The 19,785-nt window shown below is 65.9% G+C and carries 18 protein-coding genes; 15 read left to right on the forward strand and 3 right to left on the reverse strand.

Annotated features, from left to right (window positions below; translation table 11 throughout):
* Positions 1-6 precede the first annotated feature (6 nt).
* Positions 7-237, forward strand: coding sequence for a hypothetical protein (locus RS899_RS09410; RefSeq protein WP_315809711.1), 231 nt, complete (start codon positions 7-9; stop codon positions 235-237).
* A gap of 52 nt (positions 238-289) precedes the next feature.
* Here RS899_RS09410 and RS899_RS09415 read toward each other — a convergent pair whose 3' ends face one another.
* Positions 290-478, reverse strand: coding sequence for a hypothetical protein (locus RS899_RS09415; protein WP_054909790.1), 189 nt, complete (start codon positions 476-478; stop codon positions 290-292).
* Between the two features lie 222 nt (positions 479-700).
* Here RS899_RS09415 and RS899_RS09420 point away from each other — a divergent pair, with 222 nt between their 5' ends.
* The 9 genes from RS899_RS09420 (at position 701) to RS899_RS09460 (ending at position 8,764) form a co-directional block, all read left to right on the forward strand.
* Positions 701-1,078, forward strand: coding sequence for a DUF3302 domain-containing protein (locus RS899_RS09420; RefSeq protein ID WP_054909789.1), 378 nt, complete (start codon positions 701-703; stop codon positions 1,076-1,078).
* Positions 1,079-1,081: 3 nt separating this feature from the next.
* Positions 1,082-2,041 (forward strand): HlyD family secretion protein, encoded by a 960-nt coding sequence (locus RS899_RS09425; protein ID WP_054909788.1) that lies wholly within the window; start codon positions 1,082-1,084, stop codon positions 2,039-2,041.
* Positions 2,042-2,343: 302 nt separating this feature from the next.
* Entirely contained in the window at positions 2,344-3,324 is a 981-nt protein-coding gene (locus tag RS899_RS09430; RefSeq protein ID WP_315809712.1) for a quinone oxidoreductase, read from the forward strand.
* Positions 3,325-3,334: 10 nt separating this feature from the next.
* Positions 3,335-4,183, forward strand: a complete 849-nt coding sequence (locus tag RS899_RS09435) for a TauD/TfdA dioxygenase family protein (RefSeq protein ID WP_315809713.1) — start codon at positions 3,335-3,337, stop codon at positions 4,181-4,183.
* Positions 4,184-4,230: 47 nt separating this feature from the next.
* Positions 4,231-5,283, forward strand: a complete 1,053-nt coding sequence (locus RS899_RS09440; RefSeq protein WP_315809714.1) for a 3-keto-5-aminohexanoate cleavage protein — start codon at positions 4,231-4,233, stop codon at positions 5,281-5,283.
* A gap of 196 nt (positions 5,284-5,479) precedes the next feature.
* Positions 5,480-6,769: an MFS transporter gene (locus tag RS899_RS09445; protein ID WP_315809715.1), complete on the forward strand. Its 1,290-nt coding sequence runs from the start codon at positions 5,480-5,482 to the stop codon at positions 6,767-6,769.
* Complete coding sequence (locus tag RS899_RS09450) at positions 6,769-7,434, forward strand: DsbA family protein (protein WP_054909785.1); 666 nt, start codon at positions 6,769-6,771, stop codon at positions 7,432-7,434. Before RS899_RS09445 ends, RS899_RS09450 begins: the two co-directional genes overlap by 1 nt.
* Positions 7,431-7,757, forward strand: a complete 327-nt coding sequence (locus RS899_RS09455) for a Rieske (2Fe-2S) protein (protein WP_169939309.1) — start codon at positions 7,431-7,433, stop codon at positions 7,755-7,757. Before RS899_RS09450 ends, RS899_RS09455 begins: the two co-directional genes overlap by 4 nt.
* The gene (locus tag RS899_RS09460; protein ID WP_315809716.1) at positions 7,754-8,764 is read left to right on the forward strand and encodes a YeiH family protein; all 1,011 of its coding nucleotides are present in this window, start codon (positions 7,754-7,756) and stop codon (positions 8,762-8,764) included. The genes RS899_RS09455 and RS899_RS09460 overlap by 4 nt, the downstream gene beginning before the upstream one ends.
* Positions 8,765-9,612: 848 nt before the next feature.
* Here RS899_RS09460 and RS899_RS09465 read toward each other — a convergent pair.
* A complete protein-coding gene (locus RS899_RS09465; protein WP_051445555.1) occupies positions 9,613-10,617 on the reverse strand; it encodes an AraC family transcriptional regulator in 1,005 nt (334 codons plus the stop codon).
* 375 nt (positions 10,618-10,992) lie between these two features.
* On the opposite strand from RS899_RS09465, the gene RS899_RS09470 reads away from it, so the two are divergent.
* The 5 genes from RS899_RS09470 (at position 10,993) to RS899_RS09490 (ending at position 18,541) form a co-directional block, all read left to right on the forward strand.
* Positions 10,993-11,526, forward strand: coding sequence for an RBBP9/YdeN family alpha/beta hydrolase (locus RS899_RS09470; protein ID WP_065086636.1), 534 nt, complete (start codon positions 10,993-10,995; stop codon positions 11,524-11,526).
* A 154-nt stretch (positions 11,527-11,680) separates the two neighbouring features.
* Entirely contained in the window at positions 11,681-13,528 is a 1,848-nt protein-coding gene (locus RS899_RS09475) for a DUF1302 domain-containing protein (RefSeq protein ID WP_315809717.1), read from the forward strand.
* A gap of 41 nt (positions 13,529-13,569) precedes the next feature.
* Positions 13,570-14,928, forward strand: a complete 1,359-nt coding sequence (locus RS899_RS09480) for a DUF1329 domain-containing protein (RefSeq protein ID WP_315809718.1) — start codon at positions 13,570-13,572, stop codon at positions 14,926-14,928.
* A 56-nt stretch (positions 14,929-14,984) separates the two neighbouring features.
* Complete coding sequence (locus RS899_RS09485; RefSeq protein ID WP_315809719.1) at positions 14,985-16,061, forward strand: WD40/YVTN/BNR-like repeat-containing protein; 1,077 nt, start codon at positions 14,985-14,987, stop codon at positions 16,059-16,061.
* A gap of 44 nt (positions 16,062-16,105) precedes the next feature.
* The gene (locus RS899_RS09490; protein ID WP_315809720.1) at positions 16,106-18,541 is read left to right on the forward strand and encodes an efflux RND transporter permease subunit; all 2,436 of its coding nucleotides are present in this window, start codon (positions 16,106-16,108) and stop codon (positions 18,539-18,541) included.
* 231 nt (positions 18,542-18,772) lie between these two features.
* On the opposite strand, the gene RS899_RS09495 is transcribed toward RS899_RS09490, so the two are convergent.
* Positions 18,773-19,642 (reverse strand): LysR substrate-binding domain-containing protein, encoded by an 870-nt coding sequence (locus RS899_RS09495; protein WP_045207678.1) that lies wholly within the window; start codon positions 19,640-19,642, stop codon positions 18,773-18,775.
* Between the last annotated feature and the right edge of the window lie 143 nt (positions 19,643-19,785).

The following is a 19,785-nucleotide window of genomic DNA, read 5'->3' on the forward strand; positions in this document are numbered from 1 at the left end:
GCCGCCATGGGCAACCAGAAGACCGTCCTGAGTCAGCATCCTGGGTCGTGGCGCCTGCGCGCCCTGCGGATGCAGTGGTTTGGCCTGGTGTTGCTGTTCCTGGCCGCAGCCCTTGCGGCGTTGACCGACTTTCTGCAGCAGGACGGCGGCGTGGCGATCATCATCGCCTTCGCCGTGGTCGGCGTGCTGGCGCTGGTGGTGGCGCGGGTGATCCTGCTGAGGCCCAGGCCAGTGTAGGAGCGGGCTCCGTCCGCGATTGTCCTCGCTGAACGCCGCTGTCCGGGCGGGCTCACCGCCGCGGAATCGACTGCACCTGCGGCTGGATCTGTTGCTGCGGAATGCGCTGGTAGCCCATCTGCCCGTCGTCCATGGGCGGCGGGGGTGGGGCGTCGTGGCGGTCATTGTGGCCGCCGCAGGACGAGCCGCCGAGCAGCACGGCCAGCGCGCCGATCAGCAGCAGGAGGGTGGACTTTCGCATGTCGTTTCTCCCCGGTGATGTCCCTGTTCAGTGAACGCGAAATCCCCGCAGGTGGATGGCTGGCCTGACGAGTGGGAGCCGTTGCAACGTAGCGGCCAGGGTGGCCTGGCAATTGCTCGAAACTCCGCCACACGGGCCTGAGCGCTATCGTGCAGATCGCCAGGGCTCAGCCATACTCATCCGCACCCCCCAGGCATTGGGCCCGGGACCAAGGAGTGTGGGATGCTCGATTACGTCGCCCTGGGAATACTGATCTTCGCCGCCGTGGTGCTGTTCTACGGCATCATCGCGCTGCACGACATTCCCTATGAGATTGCGGTACACCGCAACCACCCCCACCAGGACGCTATTCATGCGGCCGGGTGGGTCAGCCTGTTCACTCTGCACGCGCTGTGGCCGTTCCTCTGGATCTGGGCGATGTTGTACCGCGAGGACCGGGGCTGGGGCTTTCACCACGGCAGAACGCCGGAAGCCGAGGCAAATTACCTGGAGGAGCAACTTGCCGAACTGCGCCAGCGTCTGGAGCTGCTCGAAGGTCGTTCTCCCGGTGCACCGCCAGTGGTGCCGCCAGCTTCGACGCAACCGGGCGGGGAGGGCTGAGCCATGGACCTGTTGCTGATCCTGACGTACGCCTCCATCTGCATCGCCATTTTCAAGATCTTCCACATCCCGCTGAACAAGTGGACGGTGCCCACCGCCGTGCTTGGCGGGGTTGTGCTGATCGGTGCGCTGATCTTCACGATGAACTACAACCACCCGTACTCCGAGGTGGCGCGCTCCTATTTCGTTTCCACCCCGGTGATCCCGGTGGTGACCGGCCAGGTGATCGAAGTGCCGGTCAAGGGCAACGAGATGATCGAAAAGGGCACGGTGCTGTTCCGTATCGACCCCAAACCCTTCCAGTTGAAGCTGGATTCGATCAAGGCGCAGCTGGTGTCGGCCCGTGCCGACCAGGCTCGCGCCCGTGAGCTGGCGCTGCGCAACGTCGGCAACAAGCGCGACGTCGACCTGACTACCGCGCGTGTCGATGACCTGAATGCCCAGCTGGCACTGGCGCAGTTCAACCTCGACAACACGGTGGTGCGGGCGCCGTCCCGTGGCTTCGTCACCCATGTGTCGCTGCGTCCGGGAATGATGGCGACACGCTTGCCGTTGCGGCCCTCGATGGTCTTCGTGCCGGACGAGGGGCACTATTTCGCCGCCTGGATGCGGCAGAACAGCCAGCTGCGACTGACCGCCGGAGACGAGGCGGAAGTCGCCTTCGACGGGATTCCCGGCAAGGTCTTCAGCGGCAAGGTGAAACAGGCGATCGGCGTGATCGGGGAGGGCCAGATACAGCCCTCGGGTACCCTCCTCAGCTATACGGGCTCACCGCCACCGGGACGCGTACCGGTGATCATCGAGATTACCGACCCGGACTATGCCCAGTACGCCAACCTGATGCCTGGCGGTGCCTACGGCCAGGCAGCGATCTACAGCCAGCACTTCCACCACGTGGCGATCATGCGCAAGATCCTCCTGCGCATGGCGGCCTGGATGAACTACATCTTCCCGTTCCACTGATCCACCCCGCGCTGCGGCCGTCCGGCCGCAGCCATTCCTTCCCGGGTTGTACCCCACTTGCAGGAGCGAGCTTGCTTGCGAATCGCTTGATGCCTGGAGCTGCCGGCAGACACGGTTCGCAAGCAAGCACGCTCCTACAGGCACGCCTCAGCCCTGCGCTGGCCTGGCCTGTCATGAAATGAAAAGCCCCTGTCGCACGATGTGAAGCTGCCTGCCGGCCCCCTGCCTATTGTCCGCTCAAAGGGCGCTTGCCCGCTCCAAACGGAGCGCCCACGACAACAAGACAACTGGAGATTCCGGCCATGGCCAAAGCCGTTCGTTTCTATGAAACAGGGGGACCCGAAGTCCTGCGTTACGAGGACGTGGAGGTCGGCGAGCCCGGCCCGGGGCAAGTGCGCATCCGCCATGTGGCGGTGGGCCTGAACTACGCCGACACCTACTTCCGCAATGGCACCTACGCCGTTCCGCTGCCCAGCGGCATGGGCGTGGAAGCCGCCGGCGTAGTGGTTGCGGTGGGCGAGGGCGTGACCAACGTCGTGCCCGGCGACCGTGTGACCTACACCGGCTTCATCAACACCCTCGGCGCCTACAGCACCGAGCGACTGGTTCCGGCGGCGCCGCTGATCCGCCTGCCGGAGAACATCGCCTTCGAGACCGCCGCCGCCATGACCATGCGCGGCCTGACCTCGGCCTACCTGCTGCGCCGCATCCATGACTTCAAGCCGGGCCAGAGCATCCTGCTGCACGCGGCCGCCGGTGGTGTCGGGCTGATCGTCGCGCAGTGGGCGAAGCTGCTCGGCCTGAGCGTGATCGGTACCGTTTCCAGCGATGCCAAGGCCGAAGTGGCCTTCGCCCACGGCTGCGAGCACGTCATCAACTACAGCCATGAAAGCGTCGCCGAGCGCGTGCGCGAACTCACCGACGGACGTGGCGTGGACGTGGTGTTCGACAGCGTCGGCAAGGACACCTTCATGACCTCCCTGGAGTCGCTCAAGCGCCGCGGGCTGATGGTCTGCGTCGGCACCGCCTCCGGCCCGATCCCGCCGTTCGATCCGGTGCTGCTGGCGATGAAGGGCTCGATCTTCCTCACTCGCCCGGCGCTGGCCGACTACATCGCCGACCCGGCGGAGAAGGCGGCGTTGCTGGATGAGTTGTTTACCCACGTGGGCAACGGCGACATCCGCATCGAGATCAACCAGCACTACGCGCTGGAAGATGCCGTGCAAGCCCACCGCGACCTCGAGTCGCGCAAGACCACCGGCTCGTCGATCTTCGTCATCTGAGGGCGCCGCCATGCACGTAGAACGTCTGACCTGCAGCATCGGCGCCGAGATTTCAGGAGTGAGCCTGGGCGATGCGTCGCGCGACGAAGGGCTGTTCGCCGAGCTGCGCGAGCTGCTGCTCAAGCACAAGGTGCTGTTCCTGCGCGATCAGGACATCAGCCGAGCCGAGCACGTCGCCTTCGCCCGCCGCTTCGGCGAGCTGGAAGACCACCCGGTGGCCGGCAGCGACCCGGAGCATCCGGGCCTGGTGCGCATCTACAAGACCCCGGACCTGCCCAACGACCGCTACGAAAACGCCTGGCACACAGACGCCACCTGGCGCGAGGCGCCGCCCCTGGGCTGCGTCCTGCGCTGTGTGGAGTGCCCGCCGGTCGGGGGCGACACCATGTGGGCGAACATGGCCTTGGCCTACGACATGCTCCCGGCTGAGATCAAGGAGCGCATCGCCAAGCTGCGCGCCCGCCACAGCATCGAAGCCAGCTTCGGTGCGGCGATGCCCATCGAGAAGCGCCTGGCGCTCAAGGCCATGTACCCGGACGCCGAGCACCCGGTGGTGCGCACCCATCCCGAAACCGGCGAGAAGGTGCTGTTCGTCAACGCCTTCACCACTCACTTCAGCAACTACCACACCCCGCAGAACGTGCGCTTCGGCCAGGACGCCAACCCCGGTGCGTCCGACCTGCTGCGCTACCTGGTGAGCCAGGTGTACATCCCCGAATTCCAGGTGCGCTGGCGCTGGAAGAGGAACGACGTGGCGATCTGGGACAACCGCTGTACCCAGCACTACGCGGTGATGGACTACCCGCCCTGCGTGCGCCGCATGGAGCGCGCCGGGATCATCGGCGACAAGCCGTTCTGAGCCCTCGTTGAAACCGACTTCTACAAGAACAATTCCAGGAGACAGACATGCAATTCTTCGACGATTCGCTGCACCCCGAGAACCAGGAAAAGGTGGTCATCACCACCGCTCCCTACGGCCCGGAATGGATGCCCGAGGACTTCCCCGAAGACATCCCGGTGACCATGGACGAGCAGGTGCAGAAGGCCGTGGACTGCTACGAAGCCGGCGCCACCGTGCTCCACCTGCACGTGCGTGAGCTGGACGGCAAGGGCTCCAAGCGCCTGTCCAAGTTCAACGAGCTGATCGCTGGCGTGCGTGAAGCGGTGCCGGACATGATCATCCAGGTCGGCGGTTCGATTTCCTTCGCCCCGGAGAGCGACGGCGAGGCGGCCAAGTGGCTGTCCGATGACACCCGCCACATGCTCGCCGAGCTGACCCCCAAGCCCGACCAGGTGACGGTGGCGATCAATACCACCCAGATGAACATCATGGAGCTGCTCTATCCGGAGTACCTCAAGGGCACTTCCCTGGCGAACCCGCTCTACCAGGCGGCCTATAGCGAGATGACCGTGCCGGCCGGCCCGGCCTGGGTCGAGGAGCACCTCAAGCGCTTGCAGGCATCGGGCATCCAGCCGCACTTCCAGCTCACCGGCATGCATGCCCTGGAAACCCTCGAGCGCCTGGTGCGCAAGGGCGTCTACAAGGGCCCGCTGAACCTGACCTGGATCGGCATCGGCGGCGGTTTCGACGGCCCCAACCCGTTCAACTTCATGAACTTCGTGCACCGCGCCCCGGACGGCGCCACCGTCACTGCCGAGTCGCTGCTCAAGAACGTCCTGCCGTTCAACATGATGGCGATGGCCATGGGGCTGCACCCGCGTTGCGGCATCGAGGACACCATCATCGGCCAGCACGGCCAGCGCATGACTTCGGTGGAGCAGATCCAGCAGTGCGTCCGCGTTGCCCATGAACTGGGCCGCGAGGTCGCCAGCGGCAAGGAAGCGCGTGCCATCTACAAGATCGGCGTGCAGTACGAGAGCGTCGAGGAAACCCTGCGCATGAACGGCATGGCGCCCAACCGCCAGCCGGGCCAGAAGTCCGTCCCGCAACGCGCGTGACCAAGTAATGGTCCGAAACGGCCCTCTCCCCAGCCCTCTCCCTGAAGGGAGAGGGAGCTGCCCGTGCCGGTTGACGCCAAGGTTTCATCCTGCACCGAACGGTCCCCTCTTCCTTGAGGGAGAGGGTTAGGGAGAGGGGGCTGACCTTCACCCCACAACAACAAGAATCCACTGACTCCCCCGGAGAGCTAGCACCATGGCCATCCACTCCGTCGCCCTGGGCGACATCCCTGCCACCGCGCCCAGCGTGCCGCGCCGCTATGCCTGGGTGGTGTTCGCCCTGACCTTCGGCCTGCTGATCTCCGACTACATGTCGCGCCAGGTGCTCAACGCCGTGTTCCCGCTGCTCAAGGTCGAATGGGCCCTGAGTGACGCACAGCTCGGCCTGCTCAGCGGAATCGTCGCGGTGATGGTCGGTTTGCTGACCTTCCCCCTGTCGCTGCTCGCCGACCGCTGGGGCCGCGTGCGCAGCCTGGCGCTGATGGCCATGCTGTGGAGCCTGGCGACCCTGGGCTGCGCGGTGGCGCAGAACTTCCCGCAGATGTTCGCCGCGCGCTTCTTCGTCGGCGTCGGCGAGGCCGCCTATGGCAGCGTCGGCATCGCCGTGGTCATCTCGGTCTTCCCGGCGCACCTGCGCGCCACCCTGACCGGCGCGTTCATGGCCGGTGGCATGTTCGGCTCCGTCCTTGGCATGGGCATGGGCGGCGTGCTCGCCGCGCACCTGGGCTGGCGCTGGGCCTTCGCTGGCATGGCGCTGTTCGGCCTGCTGCTGGCGCTGCTCTATCCGTTGATCGTCAGTGAGAAACGCATCGCCCCGGTAGCCGCCGCCGAAGCGCCGCGCCAGGTGGGTGGGCGTTCCCTGCGCAGCCTGTTCGGCAGCCGTTCGGTGATCGCCGCCTACCTGGGCAGCGGCCTGCAACTGTTCGTCGCTGCCGCCGTGATGGTGTGGATTCCCAGCTACCTGAACCGCTACTACCACCTGGACACCGGCAAGGCCGGGCTGATCTCGGCGGTGATCGTGCTGGTCGGTGGCAGCGGCATGGTGCTCTGCGGCATCCTCTGCGACCGCCTGGGCCGCGCCAACCCGCCGCGCAAGATCATCCTCGCCATCGGCTTCTGCCTGGTCAGCTGCGTGCTGCTGTCCATCGCCTTCCACCTGCCACCGGGCACCATGCAGCTGAGTCTGATCTGCCTGGGCATGCTGGTCGCCGCCGGTACTTCCGGGCCGTCCGGCGCGATGGTCGCCAACCTCACCGCGCCGGCGGTACACGGCACCGCCTTCGCCACCCTGACCCTGGCCAACAACCTGCTGGGCCTGGCCCCCGGCCCGCTGCTCACCGGCGTGCTGGCCGACCGCATCGGCCTGGACCGTGCCTTCCAGCTCGTGCCGTTGCTGAGCATTCTCGCCGCGCTGGTGTTCCTTTACGCCCGGCGCCACTACCACAGCGATATGCGCCGCCTGCGCGGCGAAGAGGAGGGCGCCTGATGCCGACGCTGAACCTTGAGATGACCTTCGACTTCATCTGCCCCTGGTGCCTGATCGGCAAGCGCAACCTCGATGTGGCGCTGCGCCTGCTGGCCCGTCAGCGCCCGGAACTGCAGGTGCGAGTGAACTGGCTCGGCCTGCAACTGCTGCCGCAACTGCCGATGGAGGGCGAGCCATTCGCCGAGTTCTACCAGCGCCGCCTGGGCGGCAAGCGTGCCGTGCAGGCGCGCATGGGTGAGGTGCGGCGGGCGGCGGAGGGCGCCAAGGTCGACCTCGATCTGCAACGCATCCTCACCATGCCCAACACCACCTATGCGCACCGGGTGTTCCAGCGCGCGGTGCATGTGGGCGGCGAGAGCCAGAAGGAGCAGTTGCTGGAGATGATCTTTCGCGCGCACTTCCAGCTGGGCCAGGACATTGGCAATCGCGACACCCTGTGCCGCCTGCTGCGAGCCTGTGATTTCGACGTGGCTGACTTCGATGAAGCCCTGGCCGACGGCGCGCGCCAGTTCATTGGCCGGCGCGTGGCCCTGGCCGATTCCAGCGTGCCGATGTTCCTCCTTGAAGGCCGCGCCTTCGCGCTCGGCGGGCAGAGCCCTGAGCAACTGCTGGCGGCGCTCTATCGTGCGTTGGAACGGCAGTTCCCGGAGGCGATTCCGGCATGAGCGGTGTGGTCCGTATTCCCGCTGAACGCCTGCCGGCGCGCGGTGGCAGAAGCCTGTTCCATCACGAGAAAGGCATCTTCCTGCTGTTCGATATCGACGGCGAACTGCACGCCATTGAAGACAGCTGCCCCCACGCCGGTGCCTCGCTGTTCAGCGGCCGCCTGGATGGCCCCTGGTTGCAGTGCCCGGCCCATGGCCTGCGCTTCGACGTGGCCACGGGTTGCCCGGCGGGGATCAAGGGTTTCGGCTTGCGCCGGCACGGGATTTCCTGGATCGCCGGCGAGTGCCACGTGGTGATCGCCGACCAGGAGATGCCAGCATGACCGCATTGACGATCTCCGCGCTCGGCACGCGCAGCCGCACGCTGCTGCCGGGCCTGCTGGTGAGCGCCATGGTGGCGGCGGCCGCGACCTTCCTGTCCGAACACTACGGCGCGCCGGTGATGCTCTTCGCGTTGCTGCTCGGCCTGGCGATGAACTTCCTCGCCGCCGACAGCGTGTGCAAGGCCGGCATTGAATTCACCGCCCGCGAAATCCTGCGCCTGGGCGTGGCGCTGCTCGGTATCCGTATCACCTTCGGGCAGATTGCCGAACTGGGCTGGCAGCCGGTGGTCATGGTGGTGGTGCTGGTGACGGTGACGATCCTGGTTTCCATCGCGGCGGCGCGCGCCATGGGCTTCAACTTCCTCTTCGGCCTGCTCACCGGTGGCGCCACCGCCATCTGCGGCGCCTCGGCGGCCCTGGCGCTGGCCGCGGCGCTGCCGGCGCACACGCAGAAGGAAAAGGCCACGCTGTTCACCGTGCTTGGCGTGTCGGCATTGTCGACCCTGGCGATGATCCTCTACCCGATGATCGTCCGGTCCCTGGGTCTGCCGCCGCTGCAGGCGGGGATCTTCCTCGGCGGCACCATCCATGATGTTGCCCAGGTGGTCGGCGCCGGTTACAGCATCTCGAAGGAAGTTGGTGACAGTGCCACGGTAGTCAAGCTGATGCGTGTGGCCATGCTGCTGCCGGTGATCCTCTGCGCGGCGATGATCACCCGCGCCCGCGGCGTGGAACCGGGCGACAAACGTCCGCCGCTGTTGCCGTGGTTTGCCGTGGGCTTCGTGCTACTGGCGGCGGTGAACAGCACCGGCTATCTGCCGTCGATGCTGGTAGAAGCCGGCGGGAAGCTGTCGCAGTGGTGCCTGGTGATTTCCATCGCGGCGCTGGGCATGAAGACCCAGCTCAAGGCTCTGGCGACGGTGGGGGTGAAGCCGATCCTGCTGATGGTGGGGGAGACGGTGTTCCTGGCCCTGTTGGTGCTGGGGATGTTGAAGGTCGCGGGTTGAGCCGATCAGATCGTAGGGCGTATAACGCGCCAGCGTTATCCGCCGATGTGGCTATCGGCGGATAACCCGTTCCGGGTTATGCGCTCTACGCAAAGACTCCTGTTTTGGCTTTGGCTTTGGCTTTGGCTTTGGCTTTGGCTTTTGAGGGCTTCCAGAGAAATATCCGCACGCGCCGAGTGCCCCTTTCAGGAGGCCGAAGGTGATCGGAGTTTCAGGGGTTGAGCGACATGGATGTCGCGAGAGCGGCGATGGGCCAGGGATGGCCCTTCGCCGCGGGCCCCTGGAACTCCGAAGAACCGAGGGTACTTTTCGCGAAGCGAAAAGCCGGATGTCAGGGGCGAGACTTTTGCCTACTTTGGGTGGGGCGGCCATCCGTCGTTTGCCAAAGTAGGTCGCCCGAGGGGGCGAAACACGAAGTTCGCGCGTACGCCGAAGCGACGCGGGAACACCGAACCGTGATGCATTTAGTTTTGGAGTTTCTGCGTCGCATTAGTGTGTTCGGATGTATTGGGTTTCGCCCCCTCGGGCGAGTCACTTCTTTCAAACGCCAAAGAAGTAACCAAGAAGGCTCGCCCCGGACATCCGGTTTTTCGCTTAGGCGAAAAATTCCCTCGTTGAATCGAAGTTTCAGGGGCACGCCGCGAAGGGCCATCCTTGGCCCATCGCAGCTCTCGCGGCATCCATGCCGCTCAACCCCTGAAACTCCGCTTCAACGAGGCCTCCTGAACGGGGCGTTCGGAGTGCGCTGACGTTTATCTGGAAGCCTTGCTGAGCCAAAGCCAAAGCGCACTCCTTGTAGGAGCGAGCTTGCTCGCGAACCGCACGGCACCGTTCCCCTCAGGGAAAAATCACTCCCCCTCTCGCCCCAGATGCTCCTTGCGCCACGCCGCCGGCGACATCCCGTACTGCACGGCGAACCAGCGGGTGAAGGAACTGGGCATCGAATACCCCAGCAAATCCGCGATGCGCCCCAGCGAATAGCGCGGGTTCTCCATGTAGCGCAGTACCAGTTCGCGGCGGACTTCGTTGATCAGGTCGGAGAAGGTCACCCCGTTGTCTTCCAGGCGCCGTTGCAGCGTGCGCACGTTCAGGCCCAGCGACTGGGCGATCTGCTCGATGGTCGCGCGGCCCATGGGCAGCAGCAGGTAGATCGACTTGCGCACCTCGTTCAGCGTGCTGCCGTCGGTGGCGCCGGGCAGGGAGTCGACGAAGCTGCGTGCGTGGCGGGCCATGGCCGGGTCGGCCATGGGGTTGGCGGCGTCCAGGTCGGCGGCGGGGATGACGATGCCGTTGAACTCGCTGCCGAACTCGATCTTGCAGCCGAACAGCCGGCGGTGCACCTGCAGGTCCGCCGGGGCGTCGTGGCTGAAGTTGACGCTGATCGGTCGCCAGTGCGGGCCGAGGAGGGCGGCGCAGAGGCGGTACAGCGTGCCAAGGGCCAGCTCCAGGCCCTGGCGCATGGGCATTGGCGGTACGGTGAGGAGCTCTTCGCGCAGGATCGCCATCTTGCCTTCCTGGTCGACGTACAGCGCCAGGGACTCGTTGAGCAGGTGCCGATAGCGAATGATGGTATCCATCGCCTCGCGCAGCGTCGCCTGGTGCGACAACAGCAGGCTGATCACGCCAAAGTCGGCGAGCTGGCGCGACTCGGCCATGCGCAGGCCGAAGGTTTCGCAGCCGCTGATGCGCGCCGATTCCTCCAGCAGGGTCACTGCCGTTGCAACGGGAATGCGCTGCTCCGGGTGCTCGAGCATGGATTGGGAAAGGCCCACCGCGCTCAGTTGTTGCTGCGGGTTGAGGCCCAGGTGCCTGGCCACTTCCAGGTAGTTGGTGAGGGCCGCAATGCGAACCATTGGGGTCATGCCGATCGCCTTCTTGTTCTTGTGGTTGCTCCGTGCCGGCAGGGTTCATGGACACCTGGCGACCGGGGCGCACGCTGGCTGGGTCGATGACATCAGATTCTAGCGACAGCTGTAACCAAGCGTGTACGAAAGTTCGTGCTTCGGCCAGTGCTTCCGGCGCTCTGGAATGCACCGTACGTCCCGTAACGCACGGCCCCTGGCTCAGCGACGACATGCCGGGTGGGGGGCAGGCTGTCATCAAATGCGAAGTGCCTGACGCTCAATGCAAAGCACCGCCACCGGGGCATCTCTACTGTCTGTCCAACAAGTTCGAAATCACTGAAAGGTGAACCGGTGAACAACAATAAATCTTCCACCACCGTCCTCATGGTTCCCGGCCTGCGCGACCACGTGGCCGAGCACTGGCAGACCCTGCTCCAGCAGCGCCTGCCCAATGTTCGCAGCGTGCCGCCACTGACCGAGAACAAACTCGACCTGAACGCCCGTATCGAAGCCATTCAGTGCGAGCTGGAGGGCATCGACGGCGAGGTGATCCTGGTGGCCCACAGCGCCGGTGTGCTGATGGTCGCGCACTGGGCCGCGCGCTACAGCCGGCCGATCAAGGGTGCGCTGCTGGCAACCCCGCCGGACCTGGACGGCGACTGGCCGGCCCACTATCCCAGGCCTGCCGTGCTTGCCGAGATGGGGTGGGCACCGCTGCCGCAGCAGCCTCTGCCGTTCCCGACCCTGGTGGCGTGCAGCGACAACGATCCGCTGGCCACGCCCGATGCCGTACGGCGACTGGCCGAGGCCTGGGGCGCGAGCCTGGTAGAGCTGGGCCGTGTCGGCCACCTCAATCCCGCTTCGGGGTTCGGCGACTGGCCAGAGGCCGAAGCACTGATCCAGATGCTGGACCACTGATCCACCACACCTGACTCAACGACAACCCCCGGTTCCGGCGTTCGCGCCGGGGCAGGCCCTCGTGCGCCCCGGCGCACGCTCTTCCAGAGCAAAGAAGGGGCTGCGGGACGGGCCCGGAAAGCGTCCCGACCACAACAAGAAACGGAGCACACGCATGCATCACCAGAGCAATCCGAATCGTCCCCTGCAGCGCTGCCTGCTGGCGACCGCAGTCCTCGCCGCCATGGCTGGCCAGCCCCTGCAGGCCTTCGAGCTGGATACCGGCAACCCGGACCTGTCGATCCGCTTCGACAACACCGTCAAGCTCAGCTACGGGCAGCGGGTCGAGTCGCCCAACAGCAAGATCGCCGGCACTGCCAACACCAACGACGGCGACCGCAACTTTTCGTCCGGCACTCCGGTGACCCAGCGCTTCGACCTGCTCAGCGAACTGGACTTCGTCTACCGCGACAGCATGGGCTTCCGCCTCAGCGCCGCCGGCTGGTACGACCATGCCTACGATGATGTCGGGTCCGACAACCCGTTCCCCGGCGAGAAGGGCAACGCCGGCCACCTGGTCAGCCGCAATGGCACGGTAATCGCCCCGCGTGGCGCGCAGCCGGCCACCCACGGCCTCAGCACCTTCGCCGATCGTTACTACAACGGCCCATCGGGCGAGTTGCTCGATGCCTTCGTCTTCGCCAGCCACCAGGTGGGCGACGACATGCAGCTCAGCGGCAAGCTCGGCCGCCACACCATCTACTGGGGCGAGACGCTGTTCAGCGCCGCCAACGGCATCAACTACGGCCAATCGGCCCTGGACCTGGGCAAGCTCTACAACGTACCGGGCACCGAGGCGAAAGAGCTGTTCATGCCGCGCAACCAGCTGTCCGCCTCGCTGACGGTAAACCCCGAGCTGACCCTGGCCGCGCAGTACTTCCTCGAGTTCGAGAACTCGCGCTTCCCCGAAGGCGGCACCTACATGGGCCCCTACGACATGCTCAACGACGGCGGCAACGTCTTCTGGCTGCCGCTGCCGGCGCAGAATGCTTTCTACGCCGCGCCACGCGGGCACGACCGCGAGCCGAGCAACACCGGCGACTTCGGCCTGATGGCCAAGTGGAGCCCGGAATGGCTCGACGGCACCCTGGGCTTCTACTACCGCAAGACCTCGGACACCCTGCCGGCGGTACTCATCGACGCACCGAACCTGCACAAGCCCGGCCTCGCCGGCCTGCAGGGGATGAACTACATCACCGCCTACGCCGACGACATCGATATCTACGGCATCAGCCTGTCCAAGGAAATCGCCGGCGTGAGCGTCGGCATGGACCTGAACTACCGCGAGAACATGCCGCTGGCGAGCAACTTCACCACCGTCAACTCGACCCTCTACGCGGCCGCCAAGCGTGGCGCGGTCAATGGCGCCAACCTGATCGGCGAGCTGCCCAGCGACGGCGACACGGGCCTTGCCCGCGGCAGGACCTTCCACGTCGTGCTCAACGGCCTGGTGACCTTCGGCGCCACCCCGCTGTGGGATGCCTCTTCGCTGGCGGTGGAAGGCACCCTGACCCACCTGATCGACGTCACCGAAGGCGAGCAGACCTTCAAGGGCGACTCCAGCTACCACGGTGTCGACAAGGTCACCACCAACGCCTACGCCATGTCGGCCAACTTCACTCCGACCTGGTACCAGGCCTTCCCCGGCGTCGACCTGTCCATGCCGCTCTCGTACAACGTCGGCCTGCACGGCAACTCGGCGGTGCAACTGGGCGGCAACGAGGACGCCGGCAGCTACTCGTTGGGCGTGGCCGCGGACTTCCACCAGAAGTACCGCCTGGACCTGAAGTACGTCGACGCCTTCGGCCCCTTCGATACCTGCGAGAGCGGCCGCGACAACAACACCCCCGGCGCCAACGGCCAGTACCAGTGCATTCCCGGCCAGATCACCTCGCAAGGCGGCCTCGCGCCCCTGCTGAAGGACCGCGGCATGGTCACCGCCTCCCTGAAGGCCACCTTCTGATTTCACCCCAGGCTTCGCGCTCGAAGCAGGAGAAACCCAGCATGAACTTCAAACCCACCCTGATCGCCACCGCCCTCGGCCTGACCCTCTGCGGTCTGGCCCAGGCCGCTGTCTCCCCGCAGGACGCTGCCCAGCTGGGCAGCACCCTGACCCTGGTCGGCGCCGAGAAAGCCGCCAGCAGCGACGGCTCGATTCCCGCCTACGCCGGCGGCCTGACCAGCGCTCCGGCCGGCTTCAAGGCCGGCGACTCCATGCGCCCGGACCCATTCGCCGGCGAGAAGCCGCTGCTGGTGATCGATGGCAAGAACGTCGAGCAGTACAAGAACCAGCTGTCGGCCACCACCGTCGAGCTGGCCAAGCGTTATCCGACCTTCCGCGTCGACGTCTATCCGACCCACCGTAGCGCCGCGCTGCCGGATACCGTGCTGGAAAACAGCAAGAAGAACGCCGTCACCGCGCAGTCCCTGGAAGGCGGCACGGCCATCGACAACGCGCTGCCGGGCGTGCCGTTCCCGATTCCGCAGACTGGCGCGGAAGCCATGTGGAACTTCCTGCTGCGCTACCAGGGCGTGAACATCAAGGCCAAGTACGACTCCTGGAACGTCGACGCCTCCGGTAGCGCCAACCTCGCCACCACCGGCCAGGCCTTCATCAACTACCCGGTGTACGAAGACCTCACCCAGCCGGTGAAAGGCTCCGAGGTCTACTACCAGATGAAGCTGTACTACAGCGGCCCGGCCCGGCGTGCCGGCGAGGCGATGATGCTCAAGGACGCCGCCAACCCGCTGCAGCAGCCGCGCCGCGCCTGGCAGTACCTGCCCGGCCAGCGCCGCGTGAAGCTCGCGCCGAACCTCGCCTACGACACGCCGAACCCCGGCATGGCCGGCGCCGGCACCTACGACGACGTGTTCGTCTTCAACGGCGCGCTGGACCGCTACGACTGGAAGCTGGTGGGCAAGCAGGAAATGATCGTGCCCTACAACACCTACCGCCTGACCTATGCCAGCGACATCAAGCCGGTGGTCACGCCCAACCACCTCTCACCCGACTACGTGCGCTGGGAGAAGCACCGCGTGTGGGTCGTCGAAGGCACGCTGAAATCCGGCGCGCGGCACATCTACGCCAAGCGTCGCTTCTACCTCGACGAAGACAGCTGGGTGGCCCTGGCTTCCGACCAATATGACGCTCGCGGCCAGCTCTATCGCGGCTCCTTCGCCTTCCTCAGCCAGAGCTACGACAAGCGCATCCCGGACGCCACGCCGTTCATGATCTACGACCTGACTGCCGGCTCCTACAACATCAACGGCGTCGTCGGCCCGTATGGCGGCATCAGCTACATCGACCCGCTGGCCAAGACCCAGTGGTCCCCCGAGGCGCTGGCCGGTAGCGGTATTCGTTGATGAAAGAAGTGGCGGCTCCCCCCGGAGCCGCCGCTGCTCTACCCGAGGAAAGCTCCATGCAGATCCCCTTCAAGCGCCTGTTACTCCTGGGCGCGTTGCTGCTGGCGGGTGGCGTCCAGGCTGGCGAACAGGCTGATGGTTTTGTCGACGTGCTCGACCTGCCGGCGGCCTACAGCAACGCACCGAGCCGCGTACCGCTGCTGGCCGTCACCCGTGCCGGCAACAGGCTGGTGAGCGTCGGCCAGCGCGGCCATATCCTGTACTCCGACGACGGCGGCACTCACTGGCGCCAGGCCGAAGTGCCGGTCAGCTCGGACCTGACTGCCGTCTACTTCCCGACGCCGAACGAGGGTTGGGCCGTGGGCCACGATGGCGTGGTGCTGCACAGCGCCGACGGCGGCATCCACTGGGAGCGCCAGCTCGATGGCCGGCAGATCGGCCAACTGATGCTCGACTACTACGCCGCCCATCCGCAGCCGGACAACGCTACCTGGCTGGAGCAGGCGCGGCGATTCAAGGAGGAGGGCGCCGACAAGCCGTTCCTCGACCTGTGGTTCCGCGATGCCAATGAAGGCTTCGTGGTCGGTGCCTTCAACCTGATCCTGCATACCCGCGACGGCGGGCGCACCTGGGAGCCCTGGAACCATCGCATCGACAACCCCCAGGCGTTGCACCTGACCGCCATCGCGGCCAGCGGCGATGACCTGTTCATCGTCGGCGAGCAGGGCCTGTTGCTGCGCCTTTCCCATCAGCAGGAGGGCCAGCAGGAACGCTTCGTCGCCCTGCCATCGCCCTATGCCGGCAGCTTCTTCGGCGTGGTCGCGCGGCCTGGCCTGGTGTTCGCCTACGGTCTGCGCGGGCACGCGGTGCGCAGTGTCGACGGTGGAGAGAGCTGGAGCGCGGTCGACACCGGCCTGCCGGTGAGCCTGACCGCCGCCAGCTTCGACGCCAGCGGCCGGCTGTACCTGTTCAGCCAGGCTGGCCAGGGGCTGGTCAGCGATGACCATGGTGTCAGCTTCAAACCGCTGGAACTGGCCGAGCGCCTGCCCGTCAGCGGCGCCGTGGCTGGTCCCGGCCGCCTGCTGCTGGTCGGCACCCGCGGCGTTCGCGAGAACGCCATGCCGGTGCGCTGAATGCGCCGGCCCTTCATAAGAACAAGAGAAAGAGAGACAGCCTGATGGTCGACCTCAAGCAAGGCGAGATGCCTGTAGTCCGCGAACTGCGGGACTTCGACGCCCACAGCGGCAACCTGCTGGAGCGCCTGGTGTTCAACCACCGTGCGCTGTTCATCGCCCTGATTGCCCTGGTCACCCTGGTGCTGGGCTACATGGCCGTGACCCGCCTGGAGATGCGCCCGGCCTTCGAGAAGATGATCCCCCACGGCGATCCCTACATCCGCAACTACCTGGACAACCGCGCCGCGCTGCGCGGCCTGGGCAACGCGGTGCGGGTGGTGGTGGAGAACCCCAACGGCGACATCTTCGACCCGGCCTACCTCTCCAGCCTGCGGCAGATCAGTGACCAGCTGTTCCTCAGCCACGGCGTCGACCGCGCCTGGATGAAGTCTCTGTGGTCGCCGGCGGTGCGCTGGACCGAGGTCACCGAGGAAGGATTCCAGGGTGGCCCGGTGATGCCCGACGGCTACGACGGCAAGCCCGAGGCCATCGGCCAGTTGCGCCAGAACATCGCCCGCGCCGGCATCGTCGGCAGCCTGGTGGGCAATGACTTCCGTTCCAGCATGCTGGTGGTGCCGCTGCTGGACCGCGACTCGGCCACCGGCAAGGGCATCGACTACCGCGAATTCTCTCGTGCCCTCGACGAGCTGCGCCTGAAGTACGAATACCTGGGGGATTCCCGGGCCTTCGCCGCTGGCGAAGAGGGCAAGGGCGCAGTACGCCTGCACGTGATCGGCTTCGCCAAGCTGGTGGGCGACCTGATCGACGGCCTGCTGCGGGTGATGCTGTTCTTCGGCCTGGCGGTGGTCACCGCCTTCGTCATCATCTTCTTCTACACCCGCTGCCTGCGCAGCAGCCTGCTGGTGATCGGCTGCTCGCTGCTTGCGGTGGTCTGGCAGCTCGGCCTGGTGGCGTGGCTGGGCTATGCGCTGGACCCGTACTCGATCCTGGTGCCGTTCCTGATCTTCGCCATTGGCGTGTCCCACGCCACCCAGAAGATGAACGGGATCATGCAGGACATCGGCCGTGGCACCCACAAGCAGGTGGCCGCGCGCAACACCTTCCGCCGCCTGTTCCTCGCCGGCGTCACTGCGCTGCTGTCGGATGCGGTGGGCTTCGCCGTGCTGATGCTGATCGACATCCCGGTGATCCAGGACCTGGCCATCGCCGCCAGCATCGGTGTGGCAGTGCTGATCTTCACTTCGCTGCTGATGATGCCGGTGGCGCTGTCCTATGTCGGTGTCAGCCAGCGTGCCGTCGAGCGCGCCCTGCGCGAGGAACGCCAGGTGGATCGCCGGCAGGGCCTCGGCAAACTGTGGGCGCTGCTCGATCACTTCACCGAGCGACGCTGGGCGACTATCGCGCTGGCCGTGGCGGCGCTGCTGGGGGCGGGTGGCCTGCTGGTCAGCCAGCACCTGCAGATCGGCGACCTCGACGCCGGCGCGCCGGAGCTGCGCGCCGACTCGCGCTACAACCGCGACAACGCCTACATCACCAGCCATTACGCGCTCTCCAGCGACCTCTTCGCGGTGATGGTGAAGACCGCCCCCGAAGGCTGCCTGAACTACCGCACGCTGATCCTCGCCGACCGCCTGGGCTGGGCGCTGCAACAGCACGACGGTGTGCAGGCGACGACTTCGCTGGTCAACGCGGTGCGCCAGATCACCGCCGGCACCTACGAGGGCAACCCCAAGTTCGCCAGCCTGCAGCGCAACCAGGACGTGCTCAACTACGCCGCCCAGCAGGCCTCGGTGAACACCCCTGAGCTGTTCAACACCGAATGCTCGCTGATGCCGGTGATCGCCTTTCTCAAGGACCACAAGGCGCAAACCCTGGACGAAGTGGCCGGCATCGCCGAGAACTTCGCCCGCGCCAACAGCACCCCGGACCGCCAGTTCCTCCTCGCCGCCGGCAGCGCCGGTATCGAGGCGGCGACCAACCGCGTGGTGCGCGAGGCCAACCACCGCATGCTGTTCTACGTCTATGCGGCCGTGGGCATCTTCTGCCTGATCACCTTCCGCAGCTGGCGCGCAACCCTGGTGGCGCTGCTGCCGCTGGTGCTTACCTCGATTCTCTGCGAGGCGCTGATGGTAGTGATGGGCATCGGCGTGAAGGTTGCCACGCTGCCGGTGATCGCCCTGGGTGTGGGGATTGGGGTGGATTACGCGCTCTACCTGCTCAGCGTGCAGCTGCAGTTGCAGCGGGCCGGGCTGCCACTGTCGGTGGCGTACCAGCAGGCGGTCGCCTTCACCGGCAAGGTGGTCGCGCTGGTTGGCGTGACCCTGGCAGCGGGCGTGATCACCTGGGCCTGGTCGCCAATCAAGTTCCAGGCGGACATGGGCATCCTGCTGACCTTCATGTTCCTCTGGAACATGCTCGGGGCGCTGATCCTGATTCCGGCGTTGTCGCATTTCCTGCTCGGCGGGCGGAAGCTCTGAGGACATAGCCGCCCGCCACAGCGGGTCTTTGTTCGCGAGCAAGCTCGCTCCTACAGGGTGCGCCATGGTGCTCTTTGTAGGAGCGAGCTTGCTCGCGAACGCCCAGCGCCACCCTTGCCAGGAAAACCTCGATCGTAGGATGGGTGGAGCGCAGCGATACCCATGCTGTCGCCGCACGGAATCGATGGGTATCGCTGCGCTCCACGCCATCCTACAAGAGCATTTCGCTACTCAATCAAACGCCGGAATCGCCTCCAGCTCGTGCAGCAACCAATCTGCGAACTCCCGCGCCAGGGCCTGGTTGCCGTGGGGCGGGATGATCAGGAAGTAGGGGTGGGGCGCCGGGAAGTCGATGTCGAACAGGCGCACCAGTCGGCCTTCGGCCAGCTCCTCGCCGGCCAGGATGTGGTCGCTGATGGTCACGCCGCCGCCGGCCAGTGCGGCGCGGATGGTCAGGTAGGCGTCGGGCAGGAAGACGTTCTGCCGCGCCTGCAGGCCGGGCACGCCGGCGGCGAGGAAGTAGCGGCTCCAGTCGAAACCATCGTCCTCGTGCAATAGCACCTGGCGCGCCAGGTCGCGCGGTTTGCGCAGGTGTTCCTGGGTGTTGAGCAGGCGTGGGCTGCACACCGGGAAGTAGCGGATGTCGCCCAGCGCGGCGAAGCGCTGGCCTTCGATGTGCGTCTCGCCGAAGGAAATCACCATGTCCACCTGGCCCAGGTCACTGCTCATCGGCAGCAGGTGCAGGGCGACTTCCTGGTAGTTGCGCAGGAATTTCTCCAGCAGCGACGACACCCGCGCGAGCAGCGCCGGGGCGCAGGCGATGCGCAGTTCGCCGGCGGGTTCCTCGCTGGGCAGGGCGCGGCGGATGTCGCGCAACTGGTCGAAGGCGCTGCTGATCTGCTGGCTCAGCTGGCGCCCGGCGGCGGTCAGTTTCACGCCCTTGCCCTGGCGCTCCACCAGCGCCATGCCCAGCTCTTCTTCCAGCTTCTTCACCTGGTGGCTGACCGCCCCGTGGGTGACGTGCAACTCCAGTGCCGCACGGCTGATGCTGCCTTGCCGGACCAGCGCCTCGAAAGCGCGCAGGGCGATGAGGGAGGGCATTCGGAACGCACTGTTCTGACGCATGGAAGACCTTTTTGTGTGAATTTGACTAACGATTCAGGCGGAAATCTATTGAATTGTCGTTAGTTAAATTTGCACAGAAGATGGCCCCAAGCCAATACAAAAAAATCACCAAGCCAACA

The organism is Pseudomonas sp. C9-3, from assembly GCF_032392015.1.
Lineage (GTDB): Bacteria > Pseudomonadota > Gammaproteobacteria > Pseudomonadales > Pseudomonadaceae > Pseudomonas > Pseudomonas nitroreducens.

Bases quoted from the DNA above. Each gene is read 5' to 3' on its own strand.
- RS899_RS09410 (WP_315809711.1), top strand. From the start codon at position 7: ATGGGCAACCAGAAGACCGTCCTGAGTCAGCATCCTGGGTCGTGGCGC.
- RS899_RS09415 (WP_054909790.1), bottom strand. From the start codon at position 478: ATGCGAAAGTCCACCCTCCTGCTGCTGATCGGCGCGCTGGCCGTGCTG.
- RS899_RS09420 (WP_054909789.1), top strand. From the start codon at position 701: ATGCTCGATTACGTCGCCCTGGGAATACTGATCTTCGCCGCCGTGGTG.
- RS899_RS09425 (WP_054909788.1), top strand. From the start codon at position 1,082: ATGGACCTGTTGCTGATCCTGACGTACGCCTCCATCTGCATCGCCATT.
- RS899_RS09430 (WP_315809712.1), top strand. From the start codon at position 2,344: ATGGCCAAAGCCGTTCGTTTCTATGAAACAGGGGGACCCGAAGTCCTG.
- RS899_RS09435 (WP_315809713.1), top strand. From the start codon at position 3,335: ATGCACGTAGAACGTCTGACCTGCAGCATCGGCGCCGAGATTTCAGGA.
- RS899_RS09440 (WP_315809714.1), top strand. From the start codon at position 4,231: ATGCAATTCTTCGACGATTCGCTGCACCCCGAGAACCAGGAAAAGGTG.
- RS899_RS09445 (WP_315809715.1), top strand. From the start codon at position 5,480: ATGGCCATCCACTCCGTCGCCCTGGGCGACATCCCTGCCACCGCGCCC.
- RS899_RS09450 (WP_054909785.1), top strand. From the start codon at position 6,769: ATGCCGACGCTGAACCTTGAGATGACCTTCGACTTCATCTGCCCCTGG.
- RS899_RS09455 (WP_169939309.1), top strand. From the start codon at position 7,431: ATGAGCGGTGTGGTCCGTATTCCCGCTGAACGCCTGCCGGCGCGCGGT.
- RS899_RS09460 (WP_315809716.1), top strand. From the start codon at position 7,754: ATGACCGCATTGACGATCTCCGCGCTCGGCACGCGCAGCCGCACGCTG.
- RS899_RS09465 (WP_051445555.1), bottom strand. From the start codon at position 10,617: ATGGTTCGCATTGCGGCCCTCACCAACTACCTGGAAGTGGCCAGGCAC.
- RS899_RS09470 (WP_065086636.1), top strand. From the start codon at position 10,993: ATGGTTCCCGGCCTGCGCGACCACGTGGCCGAGCACTGGCAGACCCTG.
- RS899_RS09475 (WP_315809717.1), top strand. From the start codon at position 11,681: ATGCATCACCAGAGCAATCCGAATCGTCCCCTGCAGCGCTGCCTGCTG.
- RS899_RS09480 (WP_315809718.1), top strand. From the start codon at position 13,570: ATGAACTTCAAACCCACCCTGATCGCCACCGCCCTCGGCCTGACCCTC.
- RS899_RS09485 (WP_315809719.1), top strand. From the start codon at position 14,985: ATGCAGATCCCCTTCAAGCGCCTGTTACTCCTGGGCGCGTTGCTGCTG.
- RS899_RS09490 (WP_315809720.1), top strand. From the start codon at position 16,106: ATGGTCGACCTCAAGCAAGGCGAGATGCCTGTAGTCCGCGAACTGCGG.
- RS899_RS09495 (WP_045207678.1), bottom strand. From the start codon at position 19,642: ATGCCCTCCCTCATCGCCCTGCGCGCTTTCGAGGCGCTGGTCCGGCAA.